Genomic DNA, 20,843 nt, shown 5'->3' with positions numbered 1-20,843 from the left:
CACATGCTATCTCCGACGTCGTCCGACGCGGTGAGCTGAACCGGAAAGAGGCCATGGCGATTACCACCCGAGTTGCGCGTGCTCTGTGCGTACTCGCAGCAACGTCCGCCGTGATTCTCTCCGGAACCTCCGTCGCATCTGCCGACCCTGTAGCGATCCCGACTGTGGAGGGTACCAACGACTTCGGCTGTGTTCCCAGCCCCGAGCATCCTCGACCCGTCGTGCTGATCCACGGAACGAAGATGGACTCCACGACGTGGACCGTTCTGGCCCCCCAGCTCATCGAACAGGGCTACTGCGTGTTCGCACCCAACTACGGTGCAGTCGGCCTTCTGTTCGAGCCCGGCAAGGTCGTATGGGGCTCCGGTGACATCCCGGAGTCGGCGCGTGAGGTCGGCGGCTTCATCGACGAGGTCTTGGCTGCAACAGGTGCCTCGCAGGTGGATGTCGTCGGGCATTCACAGGGCGGAATCGTAGCTCGGCAGTACATGAAGTTCGACGGCGGTACGGACCCCGCCGACCCTTCTCGTAACAAGGTCCACAGCCTTGTCACGTTGGGTGCGACCAACCACGGGACAACGTTCGGTGGCCTTCAGGAGCTGGCGAAGCTGGTCACATCACTCGGACTCCCCGGGGACGCCATCACTCCGCTGACGTGGAACATGGCCGGAGCACAGCAACTGGTGGGGTCCCCGGTTCTGGTCAACCTCAATGCCGGGGGCGACGCCCTTCCCGGCGTCGACTACACGGTCATCGCTACTCGCGACGACCAAATCTCGACACCCCCCGAACTCACCTTTCTACGTACCGGTGACACGGAGTCGGTTCACAACCTCTGGGTGCAGGACGTGTGTCCCGGTGCTACCACCGGCCATCTCGGTCTTGTGACAGATCCGGCCCCGAACTACATGGTGCTCTCCGCGCTCGACCCCGAATACGCGAAGGCTCACTCCGCACCCTGCTGACGTGACGGTCCGGTCTCTCGGACCCCACGGTCCGCCGCGCTGGTCGACTCCGGAACCGCTCATCCTGGCCCCGGCCTGACCGAACGTTCACCCCTCGGCTGCATTCATCGCTGCGTCGAGTGCCCGACCGACCACAACCAGCGACTCCGCTGAGGTCATGTTTGCGTGAGTGCTCTCGACGTCGACGTTCTCGATAGTGCCGCCCACGTACGGCGACCACAGCAGCGCAGCATCACCGGCAGAAGGGTGATCACGAGCTGCGGAGAAGAAGAGCAGATCACCCTCGAGTGCCACCGGCGAATAGCCGTTGATCTTCGTCGCGCTCGCGAGAGCGTCCTCGTACAGGTTCGACACCTGCAGCTCATCGAAGATGTCCAGCTCCGCCAGCACGAGATCGACGACCTGCCGGCGAGTGGCCTCGCTGCTCAGATCGGTGAGCTCCCCCGCCCCACCGATCCCGAGCGCGCGCAAGTTGTCCGCGAACTCCTCGGTGAACACCGCCTCGTCGACGGTGGGGAGACTGTCGAGCATCGCCACGACGCCGACTTCGCGGCCGGCAGCTCGCAGTGCACCAGCTGTTGCGTGAGCAAGAACGCCACCGAACGACCACCCCACAAGATGGATGGGTCCGGTCGGCTGCACACGAACCATCTCCCGTGCGTACAGCTCGGCCTGCTCCACCATGGTGCGCGGCGATTCCGATGCGCCGCGCAACTGCGGAAGCTGCACGCCGTAGATGGGGCGGCCCGGAGCGGTGGTCTCGGCCAACGCGGCATAGTTCCAGGCCAGCCCGATCATCGGGTGGATACAGAACAACGCCGGACGGTCGCCGCCCGCTCGAATGGGAAGTATCGCCGCCAGCGGATCTGCCGCAGCGCCGCCCGCTTCCGAACGCGCTTCCTTGTCGATCCGACGCGCGAGCAGCTCGACGGTGGGCTCGGCCAGGACCCACTGCACCGGCACCGCCGACCCGCACCGCGATCGGATTCGAGCCGCGAGCTTCGCAGCGAGCAGTGAATTACCGCCCAGCTCGAAGAATCTGTCGTCGAGCCCGACGTTGTCGAGCCCCAGCACGTCGGCGACCGAAGCAGCCACGTCCGCTTCGAGATCCGTGGCCGGAGCGCGAAACTCGATCCGGCGCACCTGCGGGTCCGGTAGTGCGCGACGATCGAGCTTGCCGTTGACCGTCAACGGCAACGACTCGAGGGCCATCAGGGCCTCGGGGACCATGTACGAGGCCAGGCTCTGCGCCACGTGCCCGCGAACGTGATCGAGATCCACGGACTGGTCGTCGGGCACGACGTATCCGATCAGACGGGATCCGAGGTGATCGTCTTCACGGACGATGGCAACAGCCTGCGCCACACCGGGTGCGGACAGAAGAGCCGCTTCGACCTCGCCGAGCTCGATCCTGAAGCCCCGCAACTGCACCTGCGAGTCCGCCCGGCCGGCGTAGTCGAGGGTGCCCTGCGGCGTCCACTGCGCCAGATCGCCGGTGCGGTACATACGCGCGCCGACACCCTGGAACGGATTCGCGACGAATCGTCCCACCGTCAGTCCTGCACGTCCGAGGTACCCGCGCGCGAGCTGCACTCCGAAGACGTAGACCTCGCCCACCACTCCGACCGGCACTGGACGCAGACCCTGATCGAGGACGTACGTTCCGAGGCCGTCGATCGCGGTCCCGATCGGGTGTCGGACGTTCTCGTCGACACCACGGACCTGGTGATGTGTCACGTGCACCGTGGTCTCGGTGATCCCGTACATGTTGCTCAGCAGCGGCGCATCGACCCCGTGGGTATCGAACCATCCGGTGAGCTTGCTCGGATCGAGGGCCTCGCCGCCGAACACGATGTGTCGCAACGCCGTCGGAGACGACGACGCGCCCCGCTCGGCGTCGACGAACTGGTAGAACGCCGACGGCGTCTGGCTGAGCATCGTCACGCCCTCGCGCGCCACGAGCTCGACGAACTCTCGAGGCGAACGGGACGTGGCATGATCCACCACCACGAGAGTGCCGCCGTGCAACAACGGGCCCCATATCTCCCACACGGAGAAGTCGAACGCGAACGAATGGAACATGGTCCAGACGTCACCGGGTCCGAAATCGAACGTCCGATCGGTGTTGCGGAACAGCCGTACGACGTTCTCGTTCGGCACCGCAACACCTTTGGGAGTACCGGTGGACCCGGAGGTGTAGATGACGTACGCGAGATCCGCACCACTGCGCGTTGCATCGGGTCGGGTCACCGAAGGCTGCTCGGTCGCACCCGCACCCTCCCACGCGACGACGGGCACGCCGAATTCGGCGTACGACGTCGCGCCGTCACGGTCCGTCAGTACACATGTCGGACGTGCATCCTCGATCATGAAGCGCGCCCGGTCGAGCGGCAGTGACGTGTCGACGGGGAGGTAGCCGGCACCGGACTTCAGTACGGCCAGCAAGCCGACGATCAGCTCGATACCGCGGGGAAGCGCTATGGCAACCAGGGTTTCCCGCCCCGCACCGGCGTCGACGAGCGTGCCGACCAGAGTGTCGGCACGTACGTCGAGCTCGCGGTAGGTCACGCGTTCGTCACCGAAGACCACGGCGACAGCGTCGGGTGCGGCCGATACCTGCTTCTCGAACAGGGAGATCAGCGACTCGTCCCACGCCTCGGAATCGAGCTCGACTGCAACGGTTTCCGTCACACCGTTCCAGGTCTGCAGCACCTGCGCCCGCTCGGCATCATCGAGAATGTCGATGGAACCGGCTGTGTCGGCTCCCCTCGATGCGTCGGCGAGGGAGTCGAGTACGCGAGCAAATCTCGTCGTCATCGATTCCGCGGCGTCCGCGTCGACCAGATCGGCCCGGTACTTCAGGGTGAAGGTGATCTCGGCGTCGGCTACGACCACCATGGTCAACGGATAGTGAGTTGCATCCTTGGTGTCGACACCGAGGACGCTCATCCCGTCGATCGAGCTCGCCGCGGACAACCCGGACTTGTCGATCGGGTACGACTCGAACACCACCAGGGTGTCGAACACCGCTGCCGAGCCGACCGTCTGCTGAATGTCGGTCAGACCCACGTAATGATGATCGAGAAGTTCCGCCTGCGCCCTCTGCGTGCGGTGCACCAGATCCTCGATGCTCGCGTTCGCGTCCTGGGTGAATCTGACCGGAACGGTGTTGATGAACAGACCGACCATCGATTCGATGCCGTCGAGCTCCGCTGGACGACCGGACACCGTGGTTCCGAACACCACATCGTCGCGAGTCAGCAAGCGCGAGAGCAGAACTCCCCACGCCACCTGAACCAGAGTGTTCATCGTGACGCCCAGTTCCGACGCGCGGTCCGACAACCGAGCGGCGTCCACACCGCTGAGGACGAACTTCTTCTCGGCGATCTCAGGGGAGTCGGCGTCTGCAGAGCCACGCTGCGAGATCAGCGTCGGATCGTCCAGTCCTGCGAACGCCCGTCGCCACGCGTCCAGCGAGTCGTCGAGGTCACGCGTGGACAGCCACGCAAGGAAATTGCGGTACGGACGCACCCTCGGCAGAACGGACGTCTCACCGCGGGTTGCGTACAGGACCAGCAGATCCTTCATCAAGATGGGCATCGACCAGCCGTCGAGCAGAATGTGGTGGCTGGTTACGCCGAGCGTCCACCGATCGGCGGCCGTGCGGATCAACAGGAACCTGATCAACGGCGGCGCGGTCATGTCGAATCCGAGCGCTTGTTCAGCACTCAGCAGCTGGTCCGCCGTCGTCGAATCGTGTTCGGCAACAGTGAGATCGACGGTGCGCCACGGCACGCGAACCGAGTCGACGACGACCTGCACAGCATTGCCGGTCTCGTCGCGCAGGTATGCGGTGCGCAGGTTGGAATACCGTTCGAGAATCCGATCCGCCGCGACGTGCAGCCTCTCCGAGTCGACGTCGCCGCCGAGGTGCAGCTGGATCTGTGTGGTGTACACGTCGGTCGTGGCCTCGGAGATCGACGCGTGGAACAGCAGTCCGTTCTGCAGCGGCGACAGCGGCCAGATGTCGCGCACCGACGGCAGCTGTGCCTCTACCTGCTCGATGTCGCGCTGAGTCAGCTGCACGAGCGGGAGATCCGACGGGGTCAGACCGCCGGCACCGTCGTGTCGTCCGTGCTCGACGATGGACGTCAGCGCATCTCGCCAGTGCTCGGCCAAGGCGTGAACGTCCGACTCCGACAACAGGGTCGTCGGGAAGCCGAAGTCTGCAGTGAGGCGTCCACCGACCACGACGGCGTTGATGTCGATCGGAGCCATGGCGGGGGCGTCCACATCGGGCGTCCCGGTCAGGTCACCGAGATCGCCGGCCGGAATCCACCCGACCTTCTCCATACCCTCGGGTATGTCGGCCGCCGACACGCGGCCCAGGTAGTTGAAGCTGATCTGCGCGTGCGCCGCCGAGGGCGGTGCAAACGCCGGGTCGCCCATGTACCGCAGCAATCCGTAGCCCAGCCCCTTGTCCGGAATCGATCGCAGCTGCTCCTTGACCGACTTCACGACGGCACCCGCAGCGACGCCACCGGAGAAGGCGTCGCCCACGTCGATTGTCTCGAGTTCGAGTCGGACGGGGTAGATGCCGGTGAACCAGCCGACAGTACGGGACAGATCTGCCCCTGGGGCCAGCGACTCTTCGCGCCCATGACCCTCGAGTCTGATCAGAACCGACGAAGACCGTGTACCCCGCTCGTCACGCCAGCGGGCCACCGCGAGCGAGAGTGCGGCGAGGAGAACATCGTCGACACCGGCGTTGAAAGCAGTGGGGATCGCCGTCGTCAGGGCCTCGGTCGTGGCCTCGTCCACCTCGATGTGGACCTTGCGCACAGTCGACGCCAAGTCCACCGTTGGGTCGAAGGGGCGCGTACCGACGGGCACCTCGATCCGATCCAGAACCGAAGTCCAGTAGGGCAATTCGGCTCGACGGAGGTCGGACCCAGCGTTGTCGACCAGTGCGTGCGCCCAGCGCCGGAACGACGTGCCGACCGCATCGAGTTTCGGTACCGACCCGGCAGACACCTGCAGCCAGGCCGAAATCAGATCGGGAACGATGATGCGCCAGGACACGCCGTCGACGACGAGGTGGTGAGCAGCGACGATGAGCCTGCCCGTCTCGTCGGTTCGTTCTCCCGACGGTGATGCCGGATCGAGCCAGCCGAACTCGACGACTCGTCCGGCCGCCGGGTCCAGACGACTCAGCGCACCCTCGAGTGCCGACGCAGCGAGGGTCAGACGACCATCGTCATCGAGGGCCGGATCGACGGCCGTGCGAGTGACGGCCGCTGCGACATCGACACTGCCCTGCTCGCGCGTGTGCAGCACCCACGCACCCTCCACGTCGCGTTGCAGCACCGCTCGCAACATGTCGTGGCGATCGATCACGGCGGTGAGGGTGGCGACGATCTGGTTCTCGGTGATGCCGGCTGGAAGCTCGAGAGCGAGGTTCTGGGTGAACCGATCGAAGCCACCGGCGCGCTCGACCATGAAGCCGACGGCCGGGGTCAGCGGAATCGTCCCCACTCCGCCGCCGGGAAGTTCCTCGAGTACCTCGGCGGCTCCGGATTCCACGATCTCGGCCAGTGCGGCAACGGTTCTGAGCTCGAACACGTCCCGAGGTCCGAAGTTCAGGCCGCGGGCCCGGGCGCGCGAGACCAGCTGGATGGACACGATGCTGTCACCGCCGAGGGCGAAGAACGAGTCGTCCACGCCCACGGTGTCGACACCGAGTACTTCCGCGAACACCTCGCTCAGTGCGCGTTCGGTGTCGGTGGTCGGTTCGCGACCTGCAGTGGTCTCGAACACCGGTTCCGGCAATGCGTTTCGGTCGAGTTTGCCCACCGGGGTCAGCGGCACTTCGTCCACCACGACGACGGCCGAGGGCACCATGTGTGCAGGAAGCGATTTCCCGACGTGCTCACGAACGTCCGCGGCGTCGATGTGAGCTCCCGGCTGCAAGCGCACGTAGGACACGAGTGCGGTGCCGCCGGAGGCAAGCGTCCGCCCGAGGGTGGCCACGAAGTCGACGCCCGGGTAGGTCGCGACGACGGAGTCGATCTCACCGAGCTCGATGCGGAATCCGCGGATCTTGACCTGGAAGTCCGAGCGACCCACGTACTCGATCACGTTGCTGCCGTTGCTCTTGCGCCAGCGTACGACGTCACCTGTTCGATACATCCGGTCTCCGGCGTCGCCGAACGGATTCGCAACGAAACGCTCGGCCGTCAGCCCGTGCCGCCGAAGGTATCCCCGAGAGAGCTGCACACCGGCGAGGTAGAGCTCGCCGGTGACGCCGAGCGGTACCGGACGCAGACGCGAATCCAGGACGTACGACGCCATGCCCCGGATGGGCCCGCCGATCGACAACAGGTCGCCGGGGCTCAGAGCGTCGCTGATGTTGGTCATGATGGTGGTCTCGGTCGGGCCGTAGCCGTTGAAGAGCCGAACGTGAGTGGACCAGCGCTGCACCAGCTCCGGCGAGCACTGCTCACCGCCGGCGATCACGACCTCGAGACCGGTCACTCTGTCGGGATCGATCGAAGCCAGAACCGTCGGAGTCAGGAACGTGTGAGTTACCGACTCCCGCGTGATCAGCGCCTCGAGCTCGCCGCCGCCGTACGTGCGCGGTGGCGCGATCACCAGCGTGGCCGCGGAGGCAACCGCGAGAAGCAGTTCGAGAACCGACGCGTCGAAACTGGGCGACGCGAAGTGCAGCGCGCGGGATTGCTCGGTCAGCCCGTAGCGCTCACTCTGCTCGGCCGCGAAGTTGGCCAGCCCGCGATGCGTGACCACGACGCCCTTGGGCTTTCCGGTGGAGCCGGAAGTGTAGATGACGTATGCGGCGTCGTCGGTCTGCGCACGGCGGATCGAATCAGGCTGCACCACTGGGGCGTTCGACTGCGCGAGTGCGTCGACGACGATCCAGTCCACCTCGGTCGGCAGTGAGTCGACGACATCTGACGTCGTGAGCCCGATCCGTACGCCGGAGTCACCGAGCATGAAGCGAACTCGATCGTCCGGGTAGTCGGGATCGACAGGCACGAAGGCTGCGCCGGAGGCCGTCACGGCCCACACCGCGGTCACCGACGAGATGCTGCGGCGGGTGGCGACAGCCACCGTGGTGCCCGGTCCGACACCGCGACCCCGCAGAATCTCCGCGATAGCGGTGGACGTCTCGTCGAGCTCGCGGTAGGTCACCTGGTCGCTGCCCTGCGCCAGTGCAGTTCCGTCCGGGTTCGCCGCGACGGCATCGGCCATCAGATCCGCGAGGGTTCGTGGGGCGACGGTTCCCACCGGTCCGTGCAGCAGATCCTGCACCTCGCTGGGTGCCGACAACTCGATATCGCCCACCACCGTCTCGGGATCGGCCGCAACGGCGGCCAGCACCCGTACGAGTCGCGCCGAGATCTCGTCGACGGTGTCGGCATCGAACAAGTCTGTGGCGTAGGTGATCACGCCTGCCATGCCGTCGGCGGTGCCGTCGGGCCGGGCTTGTTCGGACAGCGTGAACTGCATGTCGAACTTTGCGCTCGTGTCCTCGATGTCGACACCGGCGATCGTCAGATCGGGCAGCGTCAGAGAACTCGTAGCCGGGTTCTGGAACGAGAGCGCAATCTGGAACAGGGGGTGCCGAGACTGCGAACGTTCGGGGTTCAGCTGTTCCACCAGACGCTCGAACGGCACATCGGCATGCGCGAAGGCCTCGAGGTCCGCGTGCCGCACGGTGTTCAGAACGGTCGCGAACCGGCTGCTCGCCTGCACGTCGGTCCGCAGCACGAGCGTGTTGACGAACATCCCGACGAGGTCGTCCAGGGCGGCGTCCCCACGGCCTGCGATCGGCGTACCGATCACGACGTCGTCGGTGGCCGCCAATCGTGCCAACAACACGGCGAGCGCTGCGTGAACCACCATGAACAACGTCGAACCACTCTCGCGGGCGACCCGGCCGAGGGAGGCGTGCAGGGACGCGTCGATCTCGAAACGAGCCGCCGCTCCCCTGTTGCTGATCACCGGTGGACGAGGTCGGTCCGTGGGTAGATCCACTCGGTCGGGAATTCCGGCCAGCGTCCGAGTCCAGAAGTTCAACTGCTTCGAGAGCACCGACTCCGGGTCGGTCTCCTCGCCCAGCACCCGACGCTGCCACAGGGTGTAGTCCGCGTACTGCACGGCCAGATCCGACCAGCTCGGGGCGGCTCCCGCCGTGCGAGCCGAATACGCCACCGCAAGATCCCGCGCGAGCGGTCCCATCGAGAATGCGTCACCGCTGATGTGGTGCACCACCACGGCCAGTACGTGCTCGCGCGCGCCGAGTCGGTAGAGCCATGCTCTCAGCGGTACCTGGATCGTCACGTCGAACGGCATGCTCATGGCGTCGGCCAGAACCGCGACGAGTTCGTTCGACTCGACGGCAATGGGCGTGAGATCGGGCACCTCGATGCCGTCGGTCACCACCGATTGCCTTGCCCGACCATCGGTTTCGGGATACAGCGTCCGCAACGACTCGTGTCGATGCACGATGTCGGATACCGCTCCCTGGAGCGCGGCCACATCCAGGTCACCGGTCAGCGAGATCGCCAGCGGCAGATTGTCGGCGGCCGAAGTGGTGTCGAACTGGTTGAGGAACCACATCCGCTGCTGTGCGTACGACAGCGGGATCTCCGCCGGACGCTCGACAGGCTCGAGCTTCGGAACGGCACGCTCGGACGACAACGCCGAGACCGCCGCAGCAAAAGCGGCGACAGTGGAGGCCTCGAACAGCGCTCGAACCGGAACACGCCATCCGGCGGCGACGCCCACTCGTGCGACGAGACGGGTGGCGATGAGGGAGTTCCCGCCCAGATCGAAGAAATCGTCGTCGAGTCCGACGCGGTCGACACCCAGAACATCGCCGAACGATGCCGCGACGATCTCTTCCACGGGTGTCGACGGTGCGCGGTACTGCCGGGTATCGATCGATGGGGACGGTAGTGCGCGACGGTCCAACTTGCCGCTCGAGTTCAACGGAAATTCGCCGAGGACCACGACGGCACTCGGAATCATGTACGCAGGCAACAAGTTCTTGGCGAACTCGGTCACAGATGCACGATCCGGTGCGGCACCGACAGTGGGCACCACGTAGGCCACGAGCTGATCACCGGTGGCCGTCGGCACCACCAGCACGACGGCCTGGTTGACATCGGTAGAGGTGAGCAGCACGGATTCGATGTCGCCGAGTTCGATGCGCTGGCCGCGGAACTTCACCTGGAAATCGCTGCGCCCGATGTAGTCGAGCACGCCGTCGGGTCGACGTCGAACCAGGTCGCCGGTGCGATACATCCGAGTGCCGGAACCGCTCACGTCGGCGACGAATCGGTCCGATGTCAGATCCGGGCGGGCAACGTAGCCTCGGGCGAGTTGATCACCGACCAGATACAGCTCACCCTGCACACCTGCCGGCACAGGGTGCAGTCGTCGGTCGAGTACCAGCGCGCCGACGTTCCACTCGGCCACACCGATAGGAACCGAGCCGCGCGAATCCGGCTCTGCACGATGATGAGTCACCGATACCGCGGCCTCGGTGGGCCCGTAGAGATTGTGGACGCGGGCAGAGCTGACGCGACCGAGATCGATGACGGTCTCAGGCGGCAACGCTTCACCGATGACGAAGATGTCACGCAGCGTGGCGCATTCGGCGGCGCGTGCGTGCGCAGCGAACACGGTGAGCATCGACGGTACGAAGTCCGTGAGTGTCACCCCGTGCCGGGCAATCGACGCCGAGATGTACTCGGGGTCGCGATGGCCGTCCGGCGTCGCGAGAACGATACGGCCCCCGGTACGGAGCGGCAGGAAGAAGCCCCACACCGACACGTCGAAGGTGGTTGCGGTCTTCTGGAAGTAGACGTCGGTGTCCGCCACGTCGTACTGTGCCGTCATCCACGTCAGCTGGTTCTCGACCGCGCGATGGGACACCGCGACGCCCTTGGGGTTTCCGGTCGAGCCGGAGGTGAAGATGACATAGGCGGGACTGGCCGTGTGCAGGGGGCGTAACTCGTTGGCGCGCAAAGGAGAACCGTCGAGCGCCGGGTCGAGGGTGTCGATCGCAATCGACTCCGGCACGGTTTCGTGCTGACGGGTCTCGTCGGGTTCGATGTCCGCGGCGCTGGTGAGCAGACACAACGGCTCAGCCGTGCCGAGGATGTGGGCTCGGCGTTCGCTCGGGAGATCAGGATCGATCGGCACGTAGGCACCGCCTGCTCGAACCACGGCGTAGATCGCCACCAGCAGATCGATCGAGCGCCTGATGGACACGGCGACGAGCACCTCGGGGCCGACACCGTGCGAGATCAGGTGCCGCGCAAGCGCGTTGACCCGGTAGTCGAACTCCCTGTAGGTCAGGGTGACGTCCTCGAACGTCACCGCAGGCGAATCGGGAGTCGCGGATACCTGCTGTACGTAGGCGTCCAGGATCGACCGGTCCGGCACCGCTACTGCATCGACGGCAGCGTGTTCGGTGGACAGTGCCCACTCGGCGGCGTCGAGCAGATCGACATCGCCCACCGGACGTGTCGGCGCATCGACGAGTCGAGCGAGCAGTCGGACGAAGCGGTCGGCGATCGCACGTACCGTCGCTTCGTCGAACAGATCTACCGCATAGGTGAACGTGCCTGCGAGAGCGTGCTCCTCGGTACCGGCGGCGCGGTCCTCCAGGACCAGTTGCAGGTCGAACTTCGCGACCACCTCACCGAAGTCCAACGGGGAGACCGTCAGCTCCGGCAGTTCGAGTGTGCCTGTCGCCTGGTTCTGGAAGAACAGAGCGACCTGGAACAGCGGGTGCCGGTCGCCGGAGCGGATGGGGTCGAGCACCTCCACCAAACGCTCGAACGGGAGTTCGGCGTGCGCGAACGCCTGTAGATCGGCTTCGCGAACCTGGTCGAGCAGGTCCGAGAATGTGCGGGACGCATCGACTGCGGTACGCAGAACGAGGGTGTTGACGAACATTCCGATCACGTCGTCGAGCGCCTGCTCACCTCGACCGGCAATCGGCGATCCGACGACGACGTCAGTGGAATCGGACAGGCGGGCGAGCAGCACCGCGAAGGCGGTGTGTACGACCATGAAGGGCGTGGCCCCGTGCTCGCGGGCCAGACGTCCGATCGCTGCGGTCGACGCCGCGTCGATGTCGAATCCGAGTACCCGACCGACTCCGGACGGGTCGAGTGGGCGGCTGCGGTCGGTCGGCAGGTCGAGCTGATCCGGCAACCCCTCCAGGTTGTCCTTCCAGAACGAAATCTGCTGATGCGCAACGGACTCGGGATCGTCATCGGATCCGAGCACCTCGTGCTGCCACAGCGTGTAGTCGGCATACTGCACTGCCAGTGGTTCCCAGCCGGGTGCATTCCCCGCGCTGCGAGCGGCGTAGGCCGTCATGATGTCTCGCACCATCGGCGCAACGGACGAGCCATCGGCGGTGATGTGGTGAGCCACGAGCACGAAGACGTAATGGTCGGTGCCCAGATGCAACAGGTGCAACCGGACCGGGACCTGCTGGGTCACATCGAACCCCGCCGAAGCCAGCTCCTGGACACGACGCGCGACCGCATCGGCCTCGATCGATTCGATCTCGAGCGCGACTCCGCTCTCGACTGCGTCCCGCACCATCTGGTAGCCGGTCCCGTCGACCTCGGGGTAGTACGTGCGCAGAGATTCGTGACGATCGACGACATCTCCGATCGCGGCGGACAGTGCCGGGACATCGAGCATTCCGCGCAGTTCGATCGCGGCCGGGATGTTGTTCGCTCCCGACGCGGTGTCGAAGCGGTTGAGGAACCACATCCGCCGCTGAGCCAACGACAGCGGGATCCGGTCGGGCCGCTCCCTTTTCGCCAGCACCGGCTGCGGTCGTATCGTGGCGTTGTCACCGCCGGACGAGGCACTCTCCACTCGGGCGGCGAGGGTTTGCACCGTCGAGAACTCGAAGACGGTGCGTGCCGGCACTCGGGTTCCGGTCGCAGCGCCGAGACGTGCGGCCAGTTGCGTTGCGATCAGAGAGTTTCCACCGAGCTCGAAGAAGTCGTCGTCGGCACCGACTCGGTCCATTCCCAGCAGCTCGTCGAAGATCTGCGCGACGGTGATTTCGAGGGGCGTCGACGGGGAACGGAATTCTGCGGCGGCGAAGACCGGCGCGGGCAACGCGGCCCGATCCAGTTTGCCGACGGGCGTCAACGGGATCGAGTCGAGTGCGATGATCATCGCCGGAACCATGTGTCGCGGAAGATGTTGTGCCGCAACCGCAAGAAGTGTGCGCTCATCGAATTCCGACGTCGACTTCGTCAGTACGTACGAGACGAGTGCGGTGGACTTCGACGGCGTCTCGCGGCCGACGGTCACGGCGAACTCGACGCTCTCCTCGGCGGTCAGAACGGCGTCGATCTCACCGAGCTCGACGCGGAAGCCACGAATCTTGACCTGAAAGTCGTTGCGGCCGATGTATTCGACCACGCGCTCGCCCTCGACCACTCGCCAGCGCACGACGTCTCCGGTGCGGTACATCCGCGCACCGTCCTCGCCGAACGGACAGGCAAGGAAGCGGTCCGAGGTCAGGCCACGTCGCTGGTGATAGCCGCGGGCAAGTCCCGGTCCGGCCAGGTACAGCTCGCCCGCCACCCCGTCGGGAACCGGTTTCAACGATGCGTCGAGCACATACGCGCTGACACCGCGGATGGGCCCGCCGATCGTCACCCGCTCGTTCTCGGCGATCGGTCCGCCGATATTGGTCATGATCGTGGTCTCGGTGGGCCCGTACCCGTTGAAGAAACGCCGGCCCGGTGCCCATCGATTTGCCAGCTCGGGCGGGCAGGCCTCGCCGCCGACAACAACGGTGTGCAGGGTATCGGTGTCGGCCGGATCGACCGACGCCAGCGCCGCTGGGGTGATGAATGCGTGGCTCACGTTCTGCGCGCGGATGAGCGCAGCCAGATCGTCTCCGCCGAGAACCTTCGGAGAGGCGACGACCATCGTCGAGCCCCGCCCGATGCTCATCAGGAGTTCGAGGACGGACGCGTCGAAGCTCGGTGACGCGAAGTGCAGCACTCGCGACTGCTCGGTGAGCGAGTAGCGATCGATCTGCTCCTCGCAGAAGTTGCTCAGTCCGGCGTGGGTGACGACGACGCCCTTCGGCAGACCGGTCGATCCGGAGGTGTAGATCATGTATGCCGGGTGCGTCGGCTCGAGGGCCCGTACCCGATCCTCCGAGGTGACGGGCTCGCCGGACAGTTCATCGAGACGCCGAGTCATGTCACTGTCGTCGATGACCAGCCATTCGACCTCCGCGGGCAGATCCTCGTTCACCGCGCCGACGGACAACCCCAGCAGCACGCCGGAGTCGGACACCATGTGCCGTACCCGGTCGGCCGGGTAGGTCGGATCGATCGGCACGAATGCCGCGCCGGTCTTGGCCACCGCCCACAAAGCCATGACGGATAGATCGGAGCGCGGGATCGACAGCGCCACAAAATCCTCGGGACCGACGCCGCGCTCGATCAGTACCCGGGCCAGCGCAGCCGATCGAGCATCCAGCTCGGCGTAGGTCCACGTTCGACCATCGAACACGAGGGCATCCGAGTCGGGTCCGAGTTCGACGGCCGAGGCCAGTAGCTGAGGCAGGAGTGGAGTGCGCGCGCGTCTACGGCGCGCGGGGCGCTCACGTCGCGCAGGCCGCTCCCGGGTTCGAGCTTCCCGGCCCCGCTCCCGCGAACCGTTCTCCACCGGGTTACCGCCGCCCGTCGCTCCTGCTGTGCCCGACGTCTCGGTACCCATGAACTGTCGTGCTCCTCACCTTCGAACGGCAGTCGGCCGTCCGCCACTCACCCGATCGAACCCCGGCGCACCAATGACGTCCGACGGTACGCATCACTCCAGATATCGGGTACTTCGCTGGATTCGTTACCCGCGAACTGACCTTGCGTTCACGTGTGAGCTGCCCGGCGTTCATGTGTGAACTGCCCGGCGATTCGACTCCGAGCAGTGCCGCTCACGGTCGGCGAGATATCCAGTCGTCGAGGACTGGTCCGATCTCGGCGAGCGCCGATGCCGACGCCATCTGCCAGTGCGTCGAATGAACTGGAGTCACGGTCGGCTTCCCGTCGACGAACTCTGTCCACGTCGATGCACCGGCAACACCTGTCGGGTCGTCGACGACGGACGCGAAATAGAGCAGCTCACCGTCGAACCGCTCGGGCTCATGGGCCTGCAACATCGCGGCCGACCGTTCGATTCCGTCGACGATGCCCTGTACCCGCTCTCTGGACAGGGCATCGAACGGAGCGGGCATCGTGCGCATCAGCGCCATGGCGGAATCGACGGACAGTTCGGACACGTCCGAGTCGTGTTCGGAGTCGATACCCAACCCGCCGAGCACCTCCCCCGCAGTCACTGTCCGTTCCACGAGATGCGTGGTTCTGGACAGCACGAACGAATCCATCATTGCCAGCGTCGACACCGTCTCGCCGTGCCCCCGCAACTGCACGGCGACCGCATGGGCGATGACGCCGCCCATCGACCACCCCAGCAGGTGGTAGGGCCCGCTGGGCTGAATCTCGCGGATGCGATCGACGAAGATCGATGCCCACTCGTCGATCGAGGCGGGCATCGGGTCGCCGGCAAGCACCGGAGATTGCAGACCGTAGAGGGGCCGGGTGCTGTCGACGTACGGGGCCAATCCGCCGAACGCCCAGGACAGTCCCACGATCGGATGCACGCAGAACAGTGGTGTGCCGCTTCCCTTACGCAGTTCGACGACGATGTCCAGTCCGGTCCCTCCGGCAATCGGAGTGTCGGAACTGCGCGCCGCATCGATCCGCGACGCCAGGGCCGTAACCGAGGAGTCGGAGAACAGCCACGACACCGGCACCGTCACATCCCCTAGGGAGCGGCCCAATCGGGACACGAGCTTCATCGCCAACAACGAGTTCCCACCCAGGGAAAAGAAGTCGTCGTCCGCACCTACCCGCTCGACGCCGAGCACGTCGGCGAACACCGACGCTACCGCCACTTCCACTTCAGTGGCAGGAGCACGGAACTCGCGTGCCTCGAACACCGGATCCGGCAACGCTCGGCGATCGAGCTTACCCGCCGGATTCAGCGGAAGTGATTGCAGAACAACGAAAGCCGACGGCACCATGTACGACGGCACCAGCGAGTCGAGCCTCGTCCGAATATCCTCGGTATCGAGAACAGCATCGGCTACCGGTACGAGGTATGCAGCCAGAAGGTCACCGGCGGCCGAATCGGACACCACCACCACTGCCTGACCTATTCCCGGCAAACCTGTCAGCGCGGTTTCGATCTCCCCCAACTCGATTCGCTGACCACGGAACTTCACCTGGAAGTCGGTTCGGCCGATGTACTCGATCCGGCCGTCGCCGAGCATCGACCATCGCACGAGATCGCCCGTTCGGTACATGCGGTCACCGGCGCTGCCGAACGCATCGGCCACGAACCGTTCGGACGTCAGGTCCGGTCGCGCGACGTAACCGCGGGCCAACTGCACACCCGCCAGATACAGCTCACCGGGCACACCGGCAGGCACCGGCTTCAATCGCGAATCCAAAACTCGCACAACAGTATTCCACTCGGGAACGCCGATCGACACCGAACCGTCACCGGACGCGGAACCGATGTCGAGTGTGTCATCGGAGACATCACGATAGGTCACCGACACCGCAGCCTCGGTGGGACCGTAGAGATTGTGCACTCGTGCGTTCGACACGCCGCGGCAGGCCGCCACTGTCCGAGCGGGCAGAGCCTCTCCGATGACGAACATCTGCCGCAGCGTAGCTATCGATTCCGCAGCAACGGATTCCGCGAAGACTGTCAACATCGACGGTACGAAATCGGTCACGGTCACTCGGTGGCGGGAGATCAGGCCGCCGATCACATCGACCTCGCGCTGCGCGCCCGGCGGAGCGATGATCAACTGACCGCCGGTCCGTAGAGGAAGAAAGAAGCCCCACAGTGACACATCGAACGTCGTCGCCGTCTTCTGCAGATACACGTCCGATTCGTCGAGTCCGTACTCCTCGGCCATCCAGACCATCTGGTTGACGATGGCCCGATGCTCGACGGCGACGCCTTTGGGCGTGCCCGTCGAACCCGACGTGAACAGCACGTACGCCAGATCGGCCGAGTGGGGACGACCGAACGTGGGCACAGCATCGATGCGCTCCACCCCGTCGATGAACAGGACCGGCACATCACTGGCCGTCGCGAATGCGTCTCTGCTGGTGGACAGTACGACCATCGGGTCTGCCGTGGAGAGAATGTGATCGTTTCTCTCGGACGGTTGATCGGGGTCGAGGGGAACATAGGCAGCACCGGTGCGCAACACCGCGTACATCCCGACGACCAGCTCGATGGACCGCCTCATGGCCAACCCGATGAGAGCGCCGGGACCGGAGCCGTCCTGATGCAACCGCTGCGCGACGGCATCCACGCGAGCCGAGAACTGGGCGTAGGTGAGTACCTCGTCTTCGAAGACAACGGCTACGGCATCCGGCGCCGCGGCGACCTGTCGATCGAATCCGTCGAGCAGTAGTTCTTCTCGCGGCACACTCGAATTCCGAGTATCGTTCCACTGCAACAGAACCCGGTCCCGCTCGGGCTCCGATACGATATCGACGTCACCGGACGCCACGTGTGGGTTCTCGGTGACAGAGTCGAGCAGCGCAACCAACCGCTCCCCGAAGGCGACGACGGTGCCCTCGTCGAACAGGTCGGTCGCGTAGAGCAGTTCGCCGGCGAGCCCACCCGCTGACTCCGTGACCGTCACCTGCAGATCGAACTTGGCCGAGAACGCTCCGGACCCGAATCGCGAGACCGTCAACCCTGGAAGCTCGAACGTCCCCTCGGAGAAATTCTGAAAGAACAGTGCAACCTGAACAAGAGGATGTCGGTTCTGCGATCGCACCGGGTCGAGCACCTCGACCAGACGCTCGAACGGCACATCTGCGTTCTCGAAGGCATCCATGTCGGAGGCCCGCACCTGGTCGAGAAGCTGCTCGATCGATCGATCTCCGTCGATCCGCGTACGCAGGATCACCGTGTTGACGAACATTCCGACCAGATCGTCGAGACCGGCATCGCCGCGGCCACCGACCGGTGCACCGATGGCAACGTCGGGCGAACCGGACAGTCTCGCAAGCAGAACCGCCAGAGCCGCGTGCACCACCATGAACGGAGTCGCGTCATGCCTGTGCGCGAGTTCGACCACGCGCTCGTACGTTTCGGGCTCGACAGCGAACTGTGTCAGTCCACCTCGACCGGACGCCACCCGAGGACGTGGTCGAGCCCACGGCAACTGCAGTTGCTCCGGGGTTCCTGCCAATGCAGTTTTCCAGAAAGCGATTTGCCTGGACACCAACGAATTCGGATCGTCCTCCGAACCGAGCATCTCGTGCTGCCACAGTGTGTAGTCGGCGTACTGAACGGCCAGAGGAGGCCAGTTCGGTGCATCTCCCGCTGCACGAGCGATGTAGGCAGTCATGACGTCTCGTGAGAGCGGGCCCATGGACAACCCGTCGGCGGAGATGTGATGAGCGACGAAGGCCAACACGAATTCCGGCTCGGAACTCTCCAGGTCGGTGATTTCGAAAAGTCGCACTCGAAACGGAATCTCTGTCGTCACGTCGAATCCCCTCGACAGGAACTCACCCACCGCCTCGGGTGCAGACTCCCGTGACGCCGGAACGACCTTCAAGTCGACGTCGACACCGGACATGTCGAGAATCTGCTGGAAGCCCGTTCCGTCCAGCTCGGGATACACGGTGCGCAGCGACTCGTGCCGAGCGATCACATCGTCTATCGCCGCACGCATCGCATCGACGTCGAGAGCGCCGGTCAGAGCCAGAGCCACCGGCACGTTGTTCATTGCCGATGCGGTGTCGAACCGGTTGAGAAACCACATGCGCTGCTGCGCCGGAGAAAGCGGAACATGATGCGGACGCGGCCTGGACGAGTCCAGTACGGTCAGCGCGTCGGCCTCGGCCGTATCGATCGACGCGGCCAATGCCTCGACGGTTGCGTTGTCGAACAGCGCCCGCGGTCGCACTCGACGCCCGAGGGCTGCGCCGATGCGCGCAGCAGCCTGCGTCGCGAGGAGCGAGTTGCCACCCAGTGAGAAGAACTCGTCGTTGGACCCCACCTCGTCCACACCGAGCAGGTCGGCGAAGACATCGGCCACGGCGATCTCGGTCGGAGTCGTCGGAGCGCTGAACTCGCGCACGGCGAACACCGGTTCCGGTAGCGCACTTCGATCGAGCTTGCCCGCCGGTGTCAGAGGAATCGACTCGAGTATCGTCAGCGTCGTCGGCACCATGTGCGCAGGCAAGTACCTTTTGGCTGCGTCCAGAACCTCATCGACGTCGAGATCCACTCCCGTGTTCGGCAGGACGTAGCCGACCAGTTCGGTTGCACCGGAATCGCGTCGGTACCCGACGGTCACGGCGAAATCGACGCCATCCACGGCCGCGAGGACTGCGTCGATCTCCCCGAGTTCGATTCGAAAGCCGCGAAGCTGAATCTGGGCGTCGTTGCGTCCGACGTACTCCACTGCGAGTCCGCTCTCGCCCTGTCGCCACCGAACCAGGTCGCCGGTTCGGTACATCCGTGAGTGCGCCGCATCTCCCTCTGCCGCAAAGGGATTGGCCACGAACCGTTGCGCAGTGAGCCCCGTGCGCTCGAGATAGCCCCGAGCCAGTCCCGCCCCACTCATGTACAACTCCCCCACCACACCCACTGGAACCGGCCGGAGTCGATCGTCGAGCACGTGACTGGCCATGCTCTGTGTGGGCGAGCCGATGTCGACCGCTCCGCCGGAGACGAGCGGGGCAGACAAGCTGCAGATAACGGTCGTTTCGGTGGGACCGTAGGCATTGTGGAACTGTCGACCGCGGGCCCACCGTCCCATCAGCTCCGCGGTGAAGGTCTCCCCACCGACGGCGAGCGCGCGAAGTTCGGGAAGGTCTCCGGAATCCATGGTCGTCAGCGCGGCAGGCGTGATGATCGCATGAGTGACCCGATGCTTCGCCATGATCTCGGCCAATTCCGTGCCGCCGTAGACGCTGGACGGAATGATCACCATCATCGACCCGTTCACGATGGTGATCAGCAGTTCCAACACGGAGGCGTCGAAACTGGGTGAGGCGAAATGCATGGTGCGAGAAGCACCGGAGGTCTCGAATGTGTCGGAGACGGTAGCGGCGAGCGGGGCAAGTCCGGCGTGTGTGACCGCGACACCCTTCGGCCTTCCGGTCGACCCGGACGTGTAGATCACATAGGCCAGATTGGCGGGAACCGGCTGAGCCAGACGGTCCTGCGGTGCGATCGGCTCGGCAGACAACTGCTCGAGTTGCCGCTGTTCGTCGGTCCCGTCCAGTGCGATCCACGACACTCCGTCGGGCAACTCGGCCAGTCGGTCGGACGTCGTCAGTCCCCATCGAACACCGGAGTCGGTCACCATGTGCTCAATCCGCCTGGGTGGATACCGCAGATCGATCGGCAGGAAGGCTCCGCCGGACTTCGCGACCGCCCAGACCGAGGCCACCGAATCGATGGATCGGTCGAGAGCGATCGCCACCAGATGGTCCGGTCCGACGCCGTGAGAGATCAACAGCCGAGCCAACTTCGACGACTGCCCGTCGAGTTCTTCGTAAGTAACCGACGTTTCGCCGAAAACGAGCGCGGTACCCGTCGGATTCTTCTCAACCGCTGCCGAGAGCAATGCCGGCAGGGTAGGAACCCGCGAGGGTCGGCTACGGCCCGGTTTCGGACGCTTGACACGACCATTCGGTCGCTTTGCCTTACCCGACGTACTGGTCCCCGACCAATCCGAAC

3 protein-coding genes are annotated in these 20,843 nt (G+C 65.1%); 1 reads left to right on the top strand and 2 read right to left on the bottom strand.

Annotated elements, in window-relative coordinates; genetic code table 11:
- The first annotated feature begins 53 nt into the window (after window positions 1-53).
- Entirely contained in the window at window positions 54-965 is a 912-nt protein-coding gene (locus tag AC5WEY_RS10615; protein WP_495645888.1) for an esterase/lipase family protein, read from the top strand.
- A gap of 87 nt (window positions 966-1,052) precedes the next feature.
- Here the strand turns inward: AC5WEY_RS10615 and AC5WEY_RS10610 are convergent, their stop codons facing one another.
- Window positions 1,053-14,771 (bottom strand): non-ribosomal peptide synthetase, encoded by a 13,719-nt coding sequence (locus AC5WEY_RS10610; RefSeq protein WP_495645887.1) that lies wholly within the window; start codon window positions 14,769-14,771, stop codon window positions 1,053-1,055.
- Window positions 14,772-14,985: 214 nt separating this feature from the next.
- Window positions 14,986-20,730 carry an amino acid adenylation domain-containing protein gene (locus tag AC5WEY_RS10605; RefSeq protein ID WP_495645886.1) on the bottom strand — a complete coding sequence of 1,915 codons (5,745 nt, stop codon included), beginning with the start codon at window positions 20,728-20,730 and terminating at the stop codon, window positions 14,986-14,988.
- Window positions 20,731-20,843: the final 113 nt, after the last annotated feature.

The sequence above is a fragment of the Rhodococcoides sp. S146-33 genome (assembly GCF_059489205.1).
Note: the sequence above shows the minus strand (reverse complement) of the source record. Positions and strands in the feature narration are given on the sequence as shown.

Bases quoted from the DNA above. Each gene is read 5' to 3' on its own strand.
- AC5WEY_RS10615 (WP_495645888.1), top strand. From the start codon at position 54: ATGGCGATTACCACCCGAGTTGCGCGTGCTCTGTGCGTACTCGCAGCA.
- AC5WEY_RS10610 (WP_495645887.1), bottom strand. From the start codon at position 14,771: ATGGGTACCGAGACGTCGGGCACAGCAGGAGCGACGGGCGGCGGTAAC.